The organism is Streptomyces sp. NPDC055506 (genome assembly GCF_053643595.1).
Genome location: NZ_JBSHKH010000052.1, coordinates 37,994 through 52,448 on the forward strand (window position 1 = coordinate 37,994; position 14,455 = coordinate 52,448).

Here is a 14,455-nt window from a genome sequence, read left to right on the forward strand (position 1 = left end):
AGTCGTACTGGAGGTGGCGCAGTGGCAGGGGTCGGGTGCCTCCACGGCCCGTCGGTTGCCCAGTGGTGCTGCCTGGTTGGCCGAGCTGATACCCGCAGGCCGACGGCGTACGGTCACACTCGACGACTGCGTGGGCACTGCGCGGGGCGGTGTACGGAACGCCGATGTGCTGGAGCGCCATCTGCTGGCGGTGCGCACGGCATTGGCCGACGTTCCGCCGGGCGAACGGCCAGTGATCGTCGGCGGCGACTGCGGGGTCGACCTCGCCCCGATCGAGACCGCGCTCTCCACGTTCGGGGACCGGCTGGCCGTGGTGTGGTTCGACGCGCACGCAGACCTCAACAGTCCGGAGTCGTCGCCTTCCGGAGCCTTCCACGGCATGGTGCTGCGCGCCCTCATCGGCGACGGGCCGGAGGGCCTGCGGCCCGCGCGGAGCCTGTCGGCCGACCGGGTGGTACTGGCGGGCGCGCGGTCACTGGACCCGGGTGAACAGGCCCTTGTCGAGAGCCGCGGCATAGGGCACGTCGGCGTCGAGCAGCTGACAGAACCGGGGCCGCTCCTGGCCGCGGTGCGCGCCACCGGCGCCGAGGCCGTGTACCTCCACATCGACCTCGACGTCCTGGACCCGCGGATATTCCCCGCCGTCGGCACACCCGAGCCCGGCGGAATCGGTGTGGAGGACCTGCTCGCAGCAGTGCGGGCGCTGACTGAAGAGTTCACCTTCGCCGGCCTCGCGCTGACCGAGTACGAACGGACGGAAGCCGGCGGCGAGGAGGAGGCGGTACTGCGGCGCATCGTCGACGGACTGTTCGGGCCCGACCGACACTGATCAGCGCCTCTGCCGCCGCTCTCCCCCCCCCACCAGCACGTTCGGGGGCGAACGCCTACCGTGGCAGTGAGCGGGCAGGCCCGAGGACCCGGCAGGAAATCCGTGCTCACGCGCCCCACCACTCCCGCCCGCCTCCACCCGATACACCCCTGCTCCCGGCGCCCGGGGGACGGTCTCCGTCGGCACACCGTCCGTGAAGAGCACTCCGGCCCCGTCCTCCACCGCCCAGCCCGCCGGCAGGTTCCCCGCCGCCACGGCCGCACGGTACGAGGGCCGCCGGCCCGGTTCACTGTCGTAGTGCGGGCAGACGGAGCCGGGCGCAATCGGTTATGAGGTCCTTCGGACAGCCGCGCAGGCTAGGCCGTGGGGCCGCCCTGCAGGACGGCCAGCACTCCCCGGGCTCGGGTGCCGTCCGGCAGTTGCCAGGAGCCGGTGATGTGGCCGGTCGCTCCCTGGGCGGGAGTCGACGGGCCGTCCGGGGCGGGCTGGAGGATTCGGGGCAGGTGGAGGGCCGGACCGTGGGGCGTGGTCAGTCGGGTGCCGTCACGGTCGTCGGTGGCGGTGAAGTCCGTGGGGAGGGGACCTTCGCCGGTGCGGGAGACTGTGACCTCGCGGTCGGGGACGTCGCTGGTGTTCTGGTCCTGGGCCTGCGCCCGTCCCTCGATCAGGGCCGCCAACTGGGCGAGCAGCACGGGGTCGTGGCAGCCGTCGTAGGCCCAGCGCGGCCCGAGTACGCCGTGCTCCATGGTGCCGACGAGGGCATGCTCCGCACCCTCGAGCGGGGCGCCGCGGTAGGTGAGCGGCACCAGGTAGCCGGCCGGGCGTGGGCCGGAGGTGTCGGTGACGACGAGGAACTCGATCCCGACCTCGCCGCGCGGATCGTCCAGCCGGAATCCGCCGGCCTTGACCAGCTTCGGTTCGGCCGCGCCACCGCGGTACCAGGGGCGGGTGGGCAGCCAGGAGGTGAGGAGCTCCAGCTTGGTCGGTGTCAGCGTGGTGCGGTGGATGACGGCCATGCCGGTCCCCTCCCCCTCGGGTCGATGCGAGCCGTGAACACGCAGCATACGTTCGTTGAGATCCAGGGATGTTGACGGCTCGAATGTTACCGGTAACATCAATCCGTGTGACCGACCAGCCGATCGCACAGCTCGCCCCCGGCCCCTCTCCCAACTCGTCCGCCCCGGTCTTCAGCAGGGCCGCCGTCGTGGCGTCCTGTGTCGGTTTCGTTCTCATCGGTGCCTTGCAGGCGCTGTACGGGCCCGCGATCCCCGCCTTCCGTGCGGAGTTCGGGCTGTCGCCCTCCGCCGCGGGGCTGGGGCTGAGCGCCCACTTCGTCGGCGGTGTGGCCGGTGTGCTGCTGTTCGACCGGCTCTACGGCCGGATCGGCAACCGGCACATCCTCGGCAGTTCCTATCTGCTCATGGCCGTAGGCGCGGCGGGCTTCGCGCTGGCCCCCGGCTGGCCCACCGCCCTCGTGGCGGCCCTGCTCGCGGGGCTCGGTTTCGGTGGCATCGACTACGGCCTCAACCAGCTGTTCGCCGTGGGCTTCGGCCACCGTTCGACCGCGATGCTGAACATCCTCAACGCCCACTTCGGCATCGGCGCCATCCTCGGCCCCGCCCTGATCGGCGTGGTCGGCTCGGAGCACTACCCGGCCGTCTTCCTCTGCTTCGCCCTCGCCAATCTGCCCTTGCTGCTGTGCCTGAGGGGAGTCCGCAACGACGTGCCCCTGCCGGGCGGGGCCGAAGACGGCCATGGGCAGGTTCTGGGCCGCAGCCTCGGCTCCGTGCTCGCCGTCTTCGTCGCGCTGTATGTCCTGCACGTCGCCGTCGAGGCCGGAGTCGGCGGCTGGGAGCCCACCCATCTGGAGACCGTCGGCTACGGCGCGGGCGTCGCGGCCACCGCCACCTCGGTGTACTGGCTGATGATGACCGTCGGGCGCTTCCTGGTCGCCCCGCTCGCGCTGCGGTTCTCCGCCCACGCCATCATCACCGTCTCGTGCGCGGGCATGACGGTGTGTCTGCTGGCCGCGTCCGTGCCCGCGCTGGCCCCGTACGCGTACGCCGGTGTCGGCCTGTTCATCGCGCCGATCTTCCCCACCGGCCTGCCCTGGCTGAACCGCGCCGCGCCCCAGGCCCGGCGGGCCGGTGCCGTGGTCATCGCGGCCTCCATGGTCGGCGGTGTCGCCGCCGGGCCGGCGCTGGGCAAGGCCATCGAGTGGTCCGGGATCCGCGCGGTGCCGCTCCTGTTGTGCGGGGTCTCCGCGCTGTGCCTGGCCGCCACGCTCTGGCTCATCCGCGCCACCCGATCTCAGTGACTGCCCCTACCTCGAAGGGAAGCCTCCGCATGCCCGCTCTGACGACGACGTCCGACGGATTCCTGCTGCACGGCGAGCCGTTCCGGATCCTCTCCGGCGCGTTGCACTACTTCCGTGTCCACCCCGAGCTGTGGGCCGACCGGTTGCGCAAGGCCCGGCTGATGGGCCTCAACACGGTGGAGACGTACCTTCCGTGGAACCACCACCAGCCGGATCCGGATGGGCCCCTCGTGCTCGACGGCTTCCTCGACCTGCCCCGGTTCCTCCGGCTCGCCCAGGACGAGGGGCTGCGCGTGTTGCTGCGCCCCGGTCCGTTCATCTGCGCCGAGTGGGACGGAGGAGGTCTGCCCGACTGGCTCACCTCGGACACCGACATCCGGCTGCGGACCAGCGACCCGCGCTTCACCGGGGCCGTCGACCGCTATCTCGACCTGCTGCTGCCCGCGCTGCTCCCGTACATGGCCGCGGCGGGCGGTCCCGTCATAGCGGTGCAGGTGGAGAACGAGTACGGGGCCTACGGCGACGACAGCGCGTATCTGAAGCACCTGGCCGACGCGTTCCGTTCCCGGGGCGTCGAGGAGCTGCTGTTCACCTGCGACCAGGCCGACCCGGAACATCTGGCCACCGGAAGCCTGCCGGGCATCCTGGCGGCCAGCACCTTCGGCAGCCGCGTCGAGCAGTGCCTCGGGCGGCTGCGCGAGCACCGGAGCGAAGGGCCCCTGTTCTGCGCGGAGTTCTGGATCGGCTGGTTCGACCACTGGGGCGGTCCGCACCATGTGCGGGACGCGGCCGACGCCGCCGCGGACCTGGACCGGCTGCTGTCCGCCGGGGCGTCCGTCAACATCTACATGTTCCACGGCGGCACCAACTTCGGCTTCGCCAACGGCGCCAACCACAAGCACGCCTACACCCCGACCGTCACCTCGTACGACTACGACGCCGCGCTCACCGAGTGCGGCGACCCGGGGCCGAAGTACCACGCCTTCCGTGAGGTCATCGCCCGCCATGCCGGCGTTCCCGACGAACCGGTCCCGGCGCCGGGACCCAAACTTCCGCCCACCGATGTCGAGTTGGATGGCCGGGCACCCCTGATTCCGCTCGCCGGCACGCTCGCCGCCCCCGTGCACGCCAACGACCCGGTGACCATGGACGAGCTCGGACAGCGCACCGGCTACGCGCTCTACCGCAGCACCCTGCCCGCTTCCGGTGATGGCCTGCTGCACTTCTCGGGCGGTGTCGGCGACCGCGCCCAGGTCTTCCTCGACGGCGCCCCGGTAGGTGTGCTGGAGCGCGAACGCCACGACGAGACACTGCCCGTGCGCGTCCCACGCTCCGGCGCGACGCTGGAGGTCCTCGTCGAGAACATGGGCGGCGTCAACTACGGGCCCCGTATCGGCGCGCCCAAGGGTCTGCTCGGGCCCGTCGCCTTCAACGGCACCGTCCTGCGGGGCTGGGACTGCCGCCCGCTGCCGCTGGACGCCGTGGACGGGCTGCCGTTCCTCCCGGCCGACGGGGCCGCGGTCACCGTGCCGGCCTTCCACCGCGGCACCTTCCAGGTGGACACGCCCGCCGACGCCTTCCTCTCCCTGCCGGGCTGGACGAAGGGCCAGGCGTGGGTCAACGGCTTCCACCTGGGCCGTTACTGGAACCGGGGCCCGCAGCAGACCCTGTACGTCCCCGCCCCGGTGCTGCGGCCGGGCGCCAACGAGCTGGTCCTGCTGGAGCTGCACGGCACCACTACCCCCCGCGCCCAGCTCACCGACACCCCCGACCTGGGCCCGGAGAACACCTGGTGACCCCGCACCGACTGCGCGTTCCCGCGCCCTCCGCTCCCCCGCTCACCGGCCATCTGCCCTTCGCCGACGCGCCGGGCGTGCCCGACCCGATACAAGTGACCAGCCGCTGGCTCACCCGTGGCGGCCGCCCCTGGTTCCCGGTGTCCGGCGAGTTCCACTACTCCCGCTACCCGAACGGGGAGTGGGAGGAGGAGCTGCTGAAGATGAAGGCGGGCGGGGTGACCGCCGTCGCCTCCTACGTCATCTGGATCCACCACGAGGAGATCGAGGGCCGGGTCCGCTTCGACGGCGACCGCGACCTCCGGCGCTTCGCCCAGCTCTGTGCCCGCCACGGTCTGGACTTCGTCCCCCGTATCGGACCCTGGTCACACGCCGAGGTGCGCAATGGCGGCCTGCCCGACTGGCTGCTCGCCCGCGCCTGCACACCGCGTACCGACGACCCGGCCTATCTGGAGCCCGTGCGCACCTGGTTCACGGCCGTCGCGGAGCAACTGCGCGGCCTGGACCGGGCGCACGGCGGCCCGATCCTGGCGATCCAGGTCGAGAACGAGCTCTACGACCAGCCCGGCCATCTGCGCACGCTCAAGCGCCTGGCCCAGGAGGCCGGGCTGAGCGCACCGCTGTGGACGTCGACCGCCTGGGGCGGCGTGCGGCTTCCGGGCGAGGAGCTGCTTCCGCTGTACGGCGGCTATCCCGAGGCGTTCTGGACGGAGGCGGAGGGCGGCTGGCCCGAGACCTGCCGCAAGCACTTCTTCTTCACGCACGAGCGCGACGACGAGGGCATCGGTGCCGACCTGCGGCCCACGACCGTGCGCGGCGCCGACCCGGCCCCGACGGACCGGTTCCCCTGGGCCACCTGCGAGTTGGGAGGAGGCATGGCGGTGGCCTATCACCGGCGGCCGCGTGTGGAGGCCGCCGATGTGGGCGCGCTCGGGCTGACCAAGATCGGCTGCGGTTCGGTGTGGCAGGGTTACTACATGTTCCACGGCGGCACGAACCCGCCGGGGGAGCTGACCACCCTTCAGGAGTCGCACGCCACCGGCTACCCCAACGATCTGCCGGTCCTGAGCTACGACTTCCAGGCCCCGCTCGGCGAGTACGGCCAGGTGCGACCCTCGTACCATGAACTGCGGCTCCAGCACCTGCTGCTGGCCGCTTTCGGGCACCGCATCGCGCCCATGGAGTCCGTGCTGCCCGAGCGGCTGCCGGCCGGTCAGCACGATCGTGACACGCTGCGCTGGGCCGTCCGCACCGACGGCACGTCGGGCTTCCTGTTCGTGACCAACCACCAGCCGCACGAGCCGCTGCCGGACCACCCGGAGACCACGTTCAGGGTCGACTTCCCGAACGCGCCATCGCTGACCCTGCCGAGCGTTCCCGTCACCGTGCCCTCAGGCGCCTTCTTCTGCTGGCCGTTGCGGCTGGACGTGGCCGGGCTGCGGCTGGAGTGGGCCTCCGCGCAGCCGGTGTGCACGGTCGAGGCGGACGGCCGTACGGTCCTGGTGCTGGCCGCTGCCGACGGCATCGCGCCCGAACTCGCCCTGGACGCCGACACGGTGGCGTCCGTCGCCGTGCCGGCCAGGGGCGGTGAGGTCACGCCCGTCGACGGCCGGGTCCTGGTCACCGGTCTTCGGCCGGGCACCGGTGCCCTGGTCGAGGTGGACGCGGCCGACGGTTCCCGTGTCGGTCTGCTGGTCCTGGACGCGGCGACGGCCCGTACCGCCTACCTGGGTGTCGCGTGGGGTGCCGAGCGGCTGGTGCTCTGCGGGGACGGGGTCGTCTTCGACGGTGACGAGATACGGCTGCACAGCCCGGCGGCCGACCCGTCGTTCGCGGTGCTGCCCGCGCCCGATTCCGCCCTCGTGGTGGAGGGGGCACGGGTGCGGGAGGAGGCGGACGGCCTGTGCACGCGCTACACCGTCGAGGCCGGGGACCTCGGTGGCACCGACGCGCACGTCACCCTGGTCAGGGCCGCCGGTCCGGCCCCCGAGCCCGTGACCGGTGTGCGGGGCCGGGCGAGCATGCCCGCCGACACGTACGTGGACACCGTGGCCGCCGAGTACCGGGTCGACGTACCGGAGGAACTGCTGCGGGCGCCCGCCGGTGTTCTGCTGCGGCTGCACTGGACCGGTGATCTGGCACGCGCCTATGTGGGGGACGTCCTGGTCGCCGACCAGTTCTACTCGGGGCGGGTCTGGGACATCGGACTGGACCGGTTGCCCGCCGGGGAGTCGCGTGCTCGGGGGCTGCGGCTGAAGGTGCTGCCGCTGGCCGCGGACGCGCCGGTGCATGTGCCGGGGCAGGTGGGTGACGCCTGGCGGGCGGCCGGGGTGGAGCAGGCCGAGTGGGTGGTCGGGCGCGTGTGGGCGGTCCGGACCGGCTGAGGCCCTCACGGGCACCGCGCGGCCTATGCTGTGCTCCTGCCGGGCGGGTTCAGGACCGCCGTTGTCCGACGTCGAGGAATCACCCGCCATGACACCGAGCGCCACCGACGGCCCGGTTCCCAAGGGCCGCAGCAGGCGCAACTTCGCGGGGACGCGGCCGGTGATGGCCGACGTGGCCCGGCTGGCCGGCGTCTCCAAGCAGACCGTGTCCCGCGTGCTCAACGACCACCCGGCCGTCCGCGCCGAGACCCGCGAGGCGGTTCTGGAGGCCATGCGCACGCTCGGCTACCGGCCCAGCCGCAGCGCACGGTCCCTGGCCAGCGGCAGGACCCGGATGCTCGGAGTGATCTCCTTCGACGCCGCACGGTACGGGCCCGCCTCCATCCTGACCGCGATCAACACCGCCGCCCAGGAGGCCGGTTACCTCGTCAGCTCCATCGCCCTGGACACGGCCGACCACGGGACCGTCGTCGAGGCCGTGAACCGGCTGTCGGCCGAGGGCGCGGACGGTGTGATCGCGATCGCCCCGCAGCAGTGGGTGGGCCGCGCGCTGGCGGAGACCGACCTCGGCACTCCGCTGGTGGTGCTGGAGAGTCCCCTCGACGACGACACCCCCCTGGTCACCGGCGATTCCCGCACCGGCGCCCGCAAGGCCACGGAGCATCTCCTCGGCCTCGGGCATGCCACGGTCTGGCACATCGCGGGCCCGACCGGCTGGACCTCCGCGGATCACCGGCTGGCGAGCTGGCAGGCCACGCTCCAGGCGGCCGGCGCTGACGTCCCGGCTCCTCTGGTCGGGGACTGGGGCGCCGACTCCGGGTACGAACTGGGCCGCCGGCTGGCCCGGCGCCAGGAGGTGACGGCGGTGTTCGCCTCCAACGACCAGATGGCGCTGGGCCTGCTGCACGCCCTGCACGAGTCCGGGCGGTCCGTCCCCGGGGAGGTCAGTGTCGTCGGCTATGACGACATCCCCGAGGCCGCGCATCTGCTGCCCCCGCTGACCACCGTCCGCACCGACTTCGCCGAGATCGGCACCCGGTCCCTTCGTCTGCTCCTGGACCGCATCGACGGCCCGGGCGAGCGGCCCCGTGTGGACAGCCTCGTCCCCGTCGACCTCGTCGTGCGCGCGAGCAGCGGTCCGCCTCCGGTGCGCTGACGGGCTCAGGCACTCCCTTCGGCGGCCGCCTTCCGCCAGGCCGACTCCCTCAGCAGCCGCAGGCCGTTGAGTCCGACGAGGACCGTGGAGCCCTCGTGGCCCGCGACGCCCAGGGGCAGCGGCAGGTCGCCTGCCAGGTCCCAGACGACGAGGCCGGTGATGAACACCCCGGCGATGACGAGGTTCTGGACGACCAGCCGCCGGGCGCGCCGGGAGAGGGCGACGGTGGCGGGGACGGCGGCGAGTTCGTCGCGCACGATCACGGCGTCGGCGGTCTCCAGGGCGAGGTCGGAGCCCGCCCGGCCCATGGCGACGCCGGTGTGGGCGGCGGCCAGGGCCGGTGCGTCGTTGACGCCGTCCCCGACGACCAGCACCTTGCGGCCCGCGCCCTCCATCTCCTGGACGGCGGCCAGTTTGTCCTGTGGCAGCAGCCCGGCGCGCACGTCGTCGATACCGGTCTCGGCGGCGAGGCGCGCGGCGGCCCGGGGGTTGTCGCCGGTGAGGAGTGCCGGGGCGGTGCCGGTGAGTGTGGTGAGAGCGGTGACCGTGGCGGCGGCGTCCGGGCGCGGCCGGTCGGCGATGCCGAGCAGTCCTGCGGGGGCTCCGTCGACGACGACCAGGACGGCGGTACGGCCGGACTCCTCCAGTTCCGCGACACCTTCGAAGGCGTCGTCCGTCAGCCGGGCCGGAGCACCCACCGCGACCGTACGGCCGTCGACGACCGCGGTCACTCCCACACCGGGCGCGGAGGTGAAGTCCTCCGCTTCCGGCAGATCGAGGCCGCGCTCACGGGCGGCCTCGACGACCGCCCGGGCCAGCGGATGCTCGCTGGGCCGCTCGGCAGCCGCAGCGAGGGTCAGCAAGCCGTCCTCGTCCAAGCCGGATCCCGGCAGCGGCCGGACGTCGGTGACGCGCGGACTGCCTTCGGTCAGGGTGCCGGTCTTGTCCAGCGCGACCGCGTCCACCTGGCCGATCCGTTCCATCACCACGGCCGACTTCACCAGCACACCGTGCCGCCCGGCGTTGGCGATGGCCGAGAGCAGGGGCGGCATGGTGGCCAGTACGACCGCGCAGGGCGAGGCCACGATCATGAAGGTCATGGCGCGCAGCAGCGAGTCGGTGAGCCGCTCTCCGAAGGCGAGCGGTACCAGGAAGACGGCCAGGGTCGCGGCCACCATGCCGAGCGAATAGCGCTGCTCGACCCTCTCGATGAACAGCTGCGTGGGCGCCTTGGTCTCGGACGCCTCCTGCACCATCCGGACGATCCGGGCGATCACCGAGTCGGACGCGTCACGCTCGACCCGGACCCGCAGGGCGCCGGTGCCGTTGAGGGTGCCCGCGAAGACCTCGTCGCCCGGCTCCTTCGGGACGGGGAGCGGCTCGCCGGTGATGGTCGCCTGGTCCACCTCGCTCGCCCCGTCCAGTACCCGGCCGTCGGCCCCGACGCGCTCTCCGGGTCGGACGAGAACGGTGTCGCCGACCGTCAGCTCCTCGACGGGGACGACCTGTTCGCCGTGGTCGGGAGAGAGCCGGGTGGCGGTGGCGGGGGCCAGGTCGAGCAGGCCGCGGACGGAGTCGGCGGTACGGGCCGTGGCCAGTGCCTCCAGGGCTCCGGAGGTGGCGAAGATGACGATGAGCAGGGCGCCGTCCATGACCTGCCCGATCGAGGCCGCGCCCAGTGCGGCGACCACCATCAGCAGGTCGACGTCGAGGGTGCGGTCCTTGAGCGCCTTCAGCCCCTCCCAGCCCGGCTCCCAGCCGCCCGTGGCGTACGCCGCCGCGTACAGCGGGCCCCAGGTCCAGGCGGGGGCGCCGGTCAGCTGGAGCGGCAGCGCGAGCAGGAAGAAGGCGGTGGCCGCCGCGGCCCAGCGCGCCTCGGGGAGCGCGAGGACGCGGGTGCGCCTCCTCGGCACGGTCCCGGGGCGTGCGGGCTCTGCCTCCCGGACCGGCCGTGGCGTGAGGGTGGAAGTCAACAGGGGTCCTTCTGGCGGGGACGCTTGGGGCCCTCACCATACAGGAACACATGAAGACCCCTTCATACCTTCATGTACGTCGAGCCGAACGGCGGGAAACCAGGCGGTGCCGTTCTAGATGGGCACCGCGATGTACTGGTACTCCAGGAACTCGTCGATGCCGACCCTGCCGCCCTCGCGGCCGAGCCCGGACTGCTTGACACCGCCGAAGGGCGCGGCCGGGTTGGAGACCAGGCCGGTGTTCAGGCCCACCATGCCCACCTCCAGGCCCTCGCTGACGCGCAGGCCTCGGTCGAGCCCCTGGGTGAAGACGTAGCCGACGAGACCCCAAGGCGTGTCGTTCGCCCGGCGCAGGACCTCGTCCTCGTCGTCGAAGGTGAGGATCGCGGCGACCGGGCCGAAGATCTCCGTGTCCATGAGGCGGCTCTGGGGTGAGACGTCCGCGAGCACGGTCGGCGGGTAGAAACAGCCGGGCCCTTCGGGCGTACGGCCGCCGACCAGCACCTGGGCGCCGCGCTCCACCGCGTCGGCGACCAGTTCCTCGACCTTGGCACGCCCGACGGTGTCGATCAGCGGGCCGACGTCCACGCCGTCCCGGGTGCCGGGGCCGACCTCGAGCGCGCCCATCCGCTCGGCGAGCCGCCGTCCGAACTCCTCGGCGACCGGCCGGTGGACGAAGAAGCGGTTCGCGGCGGTGCAGGCCTCGCCCATATTGCGCATCTTGGCGACCATCGCGCCGTCCACGGCCACGTCCAGGTCGGCGTCGTCGAAGACGATGAACGGCGCGTTGCCGCCGAGCTCCATCGACGTCCGTACGACGGTGTCGGCGCACTGCGCGAGCAGCAGCCTGCCGACGGCGGTGGAGCCGGTGAAGGACAGCTTGCGGATCCGGCCGCCGCGCAGCAGGGGTTCGCAGACCTCCCCGGCCCGGGAGGTGGTGACGACGTTCAGCACGCCGTCCGGGAGGCCCGCCTCCTTGAGGATCCCGGCGAGGGCGAGGCTGGACAGCGGAGTCTGCGGGGCCGGCTTGAGGATCATCGTGCAGCCCGCCGCGATCGCCGGGCCGATCTTGCGCGTGCCCATGGCCAGCGGGAAGTTCCACGGCGTGATCAGCAGGCAGGGGCCGACCGGGCGGCGGGAGAGCAGCATGCGGTTGCGGCCGTCGGGCAGCGTGCCGTAGCCGCCGTCGATGCGCACGGCCTCCTCGGAGAACCAGCGGAAGAACTCGGCGGCGTACGCCACCTCTCCCCTGGCCTCGGCGAGGGGCTTGCCCATCTCGGAGGTCATCAGGCGGGCGAGTTCGTCGGTGCGTTCGAGGATGAGCTCGTGCGCGCGGCGCAGGGTCTCGCTGCGCGCCCGGGGCGCCGTACGGGCCCATTCGGCCTGGGCCTGGACGGCCGCCTCCTCGGCGAGCCTGGCGTCCTTGGCGCCCCCGTCGGCGACATGGCCGATGATCTCGCCGGTGGCGGGGTCGTCGACGGGCATGGTGGCGCCGTCCGCGGCGTCCACCCAGGCACCGCCGATGAACAACTGGTTCAGTACCTCGGTCATGATGTCTCTCCTGGTCGATCGGCGCAGGGGTCGAGGAGTTCCGCGAGGTGCAGGGCGCGAATGTCCCGGTCACCGGCGAGGTGGTCGATCTGGGTGGCGCAGCTGAAGCCGTCGGCGACCACGGGCCGTCCGTCGAGGGCGTCGATGCGGGGCTTGAGGGCCAGGTCCGCGACCGCCATCGAGGTGTCGTAGTGCTCCGCCTCGAAGCCGAAGTTCCCGGCGAGCCCGCAGCAGCCCTCGGCCTCGTCGACCTTCCGCACGCCCAGGCGGCGCAGCAGGTCGGCGGGGCGGCGGCCCTTGAAGGTGGCGTACTCGTGGCAGTGGGTCTGCAGGACGACGTCCCCGGGCAGCGGCGGCGGGGTCCAGTCCTGGTCGGCGAGGTCGGTGAGGGCTCCGGTGAAGGTGTGGACGCGCTCGGCGACGCGTTGTGCCGCCTCGGTGCCGAGCAGTTCGGGCACGTCGCGTTTGAGGGCGGCGGCGCAGCTGGGCTCGGCGACGATGATCGGCCGGTCGTCGCCGTCGTCGAGGGCGGCGACCGTACGGGCCATGACCCTGCGGGCCACGGACAGCTGGCCGGTGCTGACCCAGGTCAGTCCGCAGCACAGGCCGTCCCGCGGTGTGCTCGGGATGCCGGCGTCGGCGAGCACGCGGCTCGCCGCTCCCGCGACCTGGGGGCGGAAGGCGCGGGTGAAACTGTCGACGAACAGCAGGGCCTTCGCCGGCCCCGGGGTCTTCGCCGCGCGCAGGGTCTTCCGCAGGGCGCGCCGGGAGGCGAAGGCGGGGATCCGGCGCTCGGTGGTCACGCCGCCGAGGCGGGCGAGGAGCCTGCCGAGCGGTCCGCGCAGCAGGAGGTTGACGGGGCGGGCCGCATATCCGGCGAGGGCCGAGGTCCTGGGCAGCCAGCCGAGCGAGTAGTGGGAGCGGGGGCGCAGGCGGTTCTTGTAGTGCTGGTGGAGGAACTCCGCCTTGTAGGTCGCCATGTCGACGCCCACCGGACAGTCGCTGGAGCAGGCCTTGCAGGACAGGCACAGATCGAGGGCGTCCTTGACCTCGGTCGAGCGCCAGCCGTCCTGGACGGCCTCGCCGCGCACCATCTCCTGGAGCAGGCGGGCCCGGCCGCGGGTGGAGTCGTTCTCCTCCCCCGTGGCCCGGTAGCTCGGGCACATCACCCCGCCGGAGTCGCTGCGGCAGCGGCCGATGCCGACACAGCGGCGCACCGCGCCCGTGAAACCGTCCGTGTCGTGCGGGAAGGTGAACGACGTGTCCACGAGCGGGAGTTCACGCAAGCCCAGGTCGGCGTCCAGCGGAGCCGGTTCGACGATGACCCCGGGGTTGAGCAGCCCGTCCGGGTCGAAGATCCGCTTGAACGCGGCGAACGCGGCGATCATACGGTGGCTGTACATGACCTCCAGCAGTTCGCTGCGGGCCCGTCCGTCGCCGTGCTCGCCCGACAGGGTGCCGCCGTGCGAGACGACCAGCGTGGCCGCTTCGGAGAGGAAGCGCCGCATGACGGCCCGGCCGGTGTCCGTGGCCGGGTCGAAGTCGACCCGTACGTGGACGCAGCCCGCGCCGAAGTGCCCGTACAGCACACCGGTCAGCCCGTGCGCGGCCAGCAGCTTGCGGAAGTCGCGCAGATAGGCGGCGAGGTTCTCGGGTGCGACGGCCGCGTCCTCCCAGCCGGGCCAGGACTCCCCGCCGTCCACCAACCGGGCGGCGAGCCCGGCCCCGTCCTCGCGGACCCGCCACAGCGAGCGCCGCTCGGCCGGGCTCTCCACGACCCGTCCGCCGGTCAGCCGGCCCTGTGCCTTCAGCACGTCGAGCAGCTCGGCGGCGCGGCCGTCGACCGCGGCCTGGTCCTCGCCTTCGAGTTCGACGTAGAGCCAGGCGCGGCCCTCGGGCAGCCCGGTGACGGAGTCCGGGCCGCGGCGTACGCGCATGGTGGCGACGATCGCCTCGTCCATGCCCTCCACGGCGCTGGGCGAGAAGCGCAGGATCTCCGGCACGTCCTCGGCCGCGTCGACGACGTCGTCGTAGCCGAGGGTCAGCAGCGCCGATGCCTGTGCGGTCGCCACCAGGCGGACCGTCGCGGCGGTGACGACCGCACAGGTGCCTTCGGTGCCCACGAGTGCGCGGGCCATGTCGAAACCGTTCTCCGGCAGGAGGTGGTGCAGCTGATAGCCGGAGACCTGGCGCGGGATCCGGCCCAGTTCGGTGCGGATGGGCTCCAGGTTGTCGGCGATCAGCTTCCGGAGGACGGATTCGAGCCGCGCGATGACTTCGGCGTCGCTCGGCTCGACCGGGTGCAGTCCGGAGCGGTCGGCGACGGCCCGCACTCCGTCGGCCGTGACGATCTCCAGGGCCTCGACATGGCCGCTGGTCCGGCCGTCGCGCACCGACCGGTTGCCGCACGCGTCGTTGCCGATCATGCCGCCGAGGGTGCAGCGGCTGT

Annotated in this window: 9 protein-coding genes; 5 read left to right on the top strand and 4 right to left on the bottom strand. The window is 72.8% G+C overall.

Translation table 11 applies throughout. The annotated features are described in order from the left end of the window. The first annotated feature begins 130 nt into the window (after positions 1-130). Entirely contained in the window at positions 131-829 is a 699-nt protein-coding gene (locus ACWIF2_RS20945) for an arginase family protein (RefSeq protein WP_454362081.1), read from the top strand. Between the two features lie 356 nt (positions 830-1,185). Here the strand turns inward: ACWIF2_RS20945 and ACWIF2_RS20950 are convergent, their stop codons facing one another. Then, positions 1,186-1,845, bottom strand: coding sequence for a maltokinase N-terminal cap-like domain-containing protein (locus tag ACWIF2_RS20950; protein WP_454362083.1), 660 nt, complete (start codon positions 1,843-1,845; stop codon positions 1,186-1,188). 107 nt (positions 1,846-1,952) lie between these two features. Between ACWIF2_RS20950 and ACWIF2_RS20955 the strand changes: the two genes are divergently transcribed. The 4 genes from ACWIF2_RS20955 (at position 1,953) to ACWIF2_RS20970 (ending at position 8,482) form a co-directional block, all read left to right on the top strand. After that, positions 1,953-3,146: an MFS transporter gene (locus ACWIF2_RS20955; RefSeq protein WP_454362085.1), complete on the top strand. Its 1,194-nt coding sequence runs from the start codon at positions 1,953-1,955 to the stop codon at positions 3,144-3,146. A gap of 29 nt (positions 3,147-3,175) precedes the next feature. Then, the gene (locus ACWIF2_RS20960) at positions 3,176-4,942 is read left to right on the top strand and encodes a beta-galactosidase (RefSeq protein WP_454362087.1); all 1,767 of its coding nucleotides are present in this window, start codon (positions 3,176-3,178) and stop codon (positions 4,940-4,942) included. Further along, positions 4,936-7,326 (top strand): beta-galactosidase, encoded by a 2,391-nt coding sequence (locus ACWIF2_RS20965; RefSeq protein WP_454362099.1) that lies wholly within the window; start codon positions 4,936-4,938, stop codon positions 7,324-7,326. The genes ACWIF2_RS20960 and ACWIF2_RS20965 overlap by 7 nt, the downstream gene beginning before the upstream one ends. 88 nt (positions 7,327-7,414) lie before the next feature. Next, positions 7,415-8,482 carry a LacI family DNA-binding transcriptional regulator gene (locus tag ACWIF2_RS20970; RefSeq protein WP_454362089.1) on the top strand — a complete coding sequence of 356 codons (1,068 nt, stop codon included), beginning with the start codon at positions 7,415-7,417 and terminating at the stop codon, positions 8,480-8,482. A gap of 5 nt (positions 8,483-8,487) precedes the next feature. Here the strand turns inward: ACWIF2_RS20970 and ACWIF2_RS20975 are convergent, their stop codons facing one another. The 3 genes from ACWIF2_RS20975 to ACWIF2_RS20985 form a co-directional block, all read right to left on the bottom strand. Then, positions 8,488-10,455: a heavy metal translocating P-type ATPase gene (locus ACWIF2_RS20975; protein WP_454362090.1), complete on the bottom strand. Its 1,968-nt coding sequence runs from the start codon at positions 10,453-10,455 to the stop codon at positions 8,488-8,490. 114 nt (positions 10,456-10,569) lie between these two features. Beyond that, positions 10,570-12,006: an NAD-dependent succinate-semialdehyde dehydrogenase gene (locus ACWIF2_RS20980; RefSeq protein ID WP_454362092.1), complete on the bottom strand. Its 1,437-nt coding sequence runs from the start codon at positions 12,004-12,006 to the stop codon at positions 10,570-10,572. After that, the coding region (locus ACWIF2_RS20985; RefSeq protein WP_454362094.1) for an FAD-binding and (Fe-S)-binding domain-containing protein at positions 12,003-14,455 on the bottom strand (2,453 nt) is incomplete at its 5' end. The genes ACWIF2_RS20980 and ACWIF2_RS20985, both read right to left, overlap by 4 nt.

Bases quoted from the DNA above. Each gene is read 5' to 3' on its own strand.
- ACWIF2_RS20950 (WP_454362083.1), bottom strand. From the start codon at position 1,845: ATGGCCGTCATCCACCGCACCACGCTGACACCGACCAAGCTGGAGCTC.
- ACWIF2_RS20960 (WP_454362087.1), top strand. From the start codon at position 3,176: ATGCCCGCTCTGACGACGACGTCCGACGGATTCCTGCTGCACGGCGAG.
- ACWIF2_RS20970 (WP_454362089.1), top strand. From the start codon at position 7,415: ATGACACCGAGCGCCACCGACGGCCCGGTTCCCAAGGGCCGCAGCAGG.
- ACWIF2_RS20980 (WP_454362092.1), bottom strand. From the start codon at position 12,006: ATGACCGAGGTACTGAACCAGTTGTTCATCGGCGGTGCCTGGGTGGAC.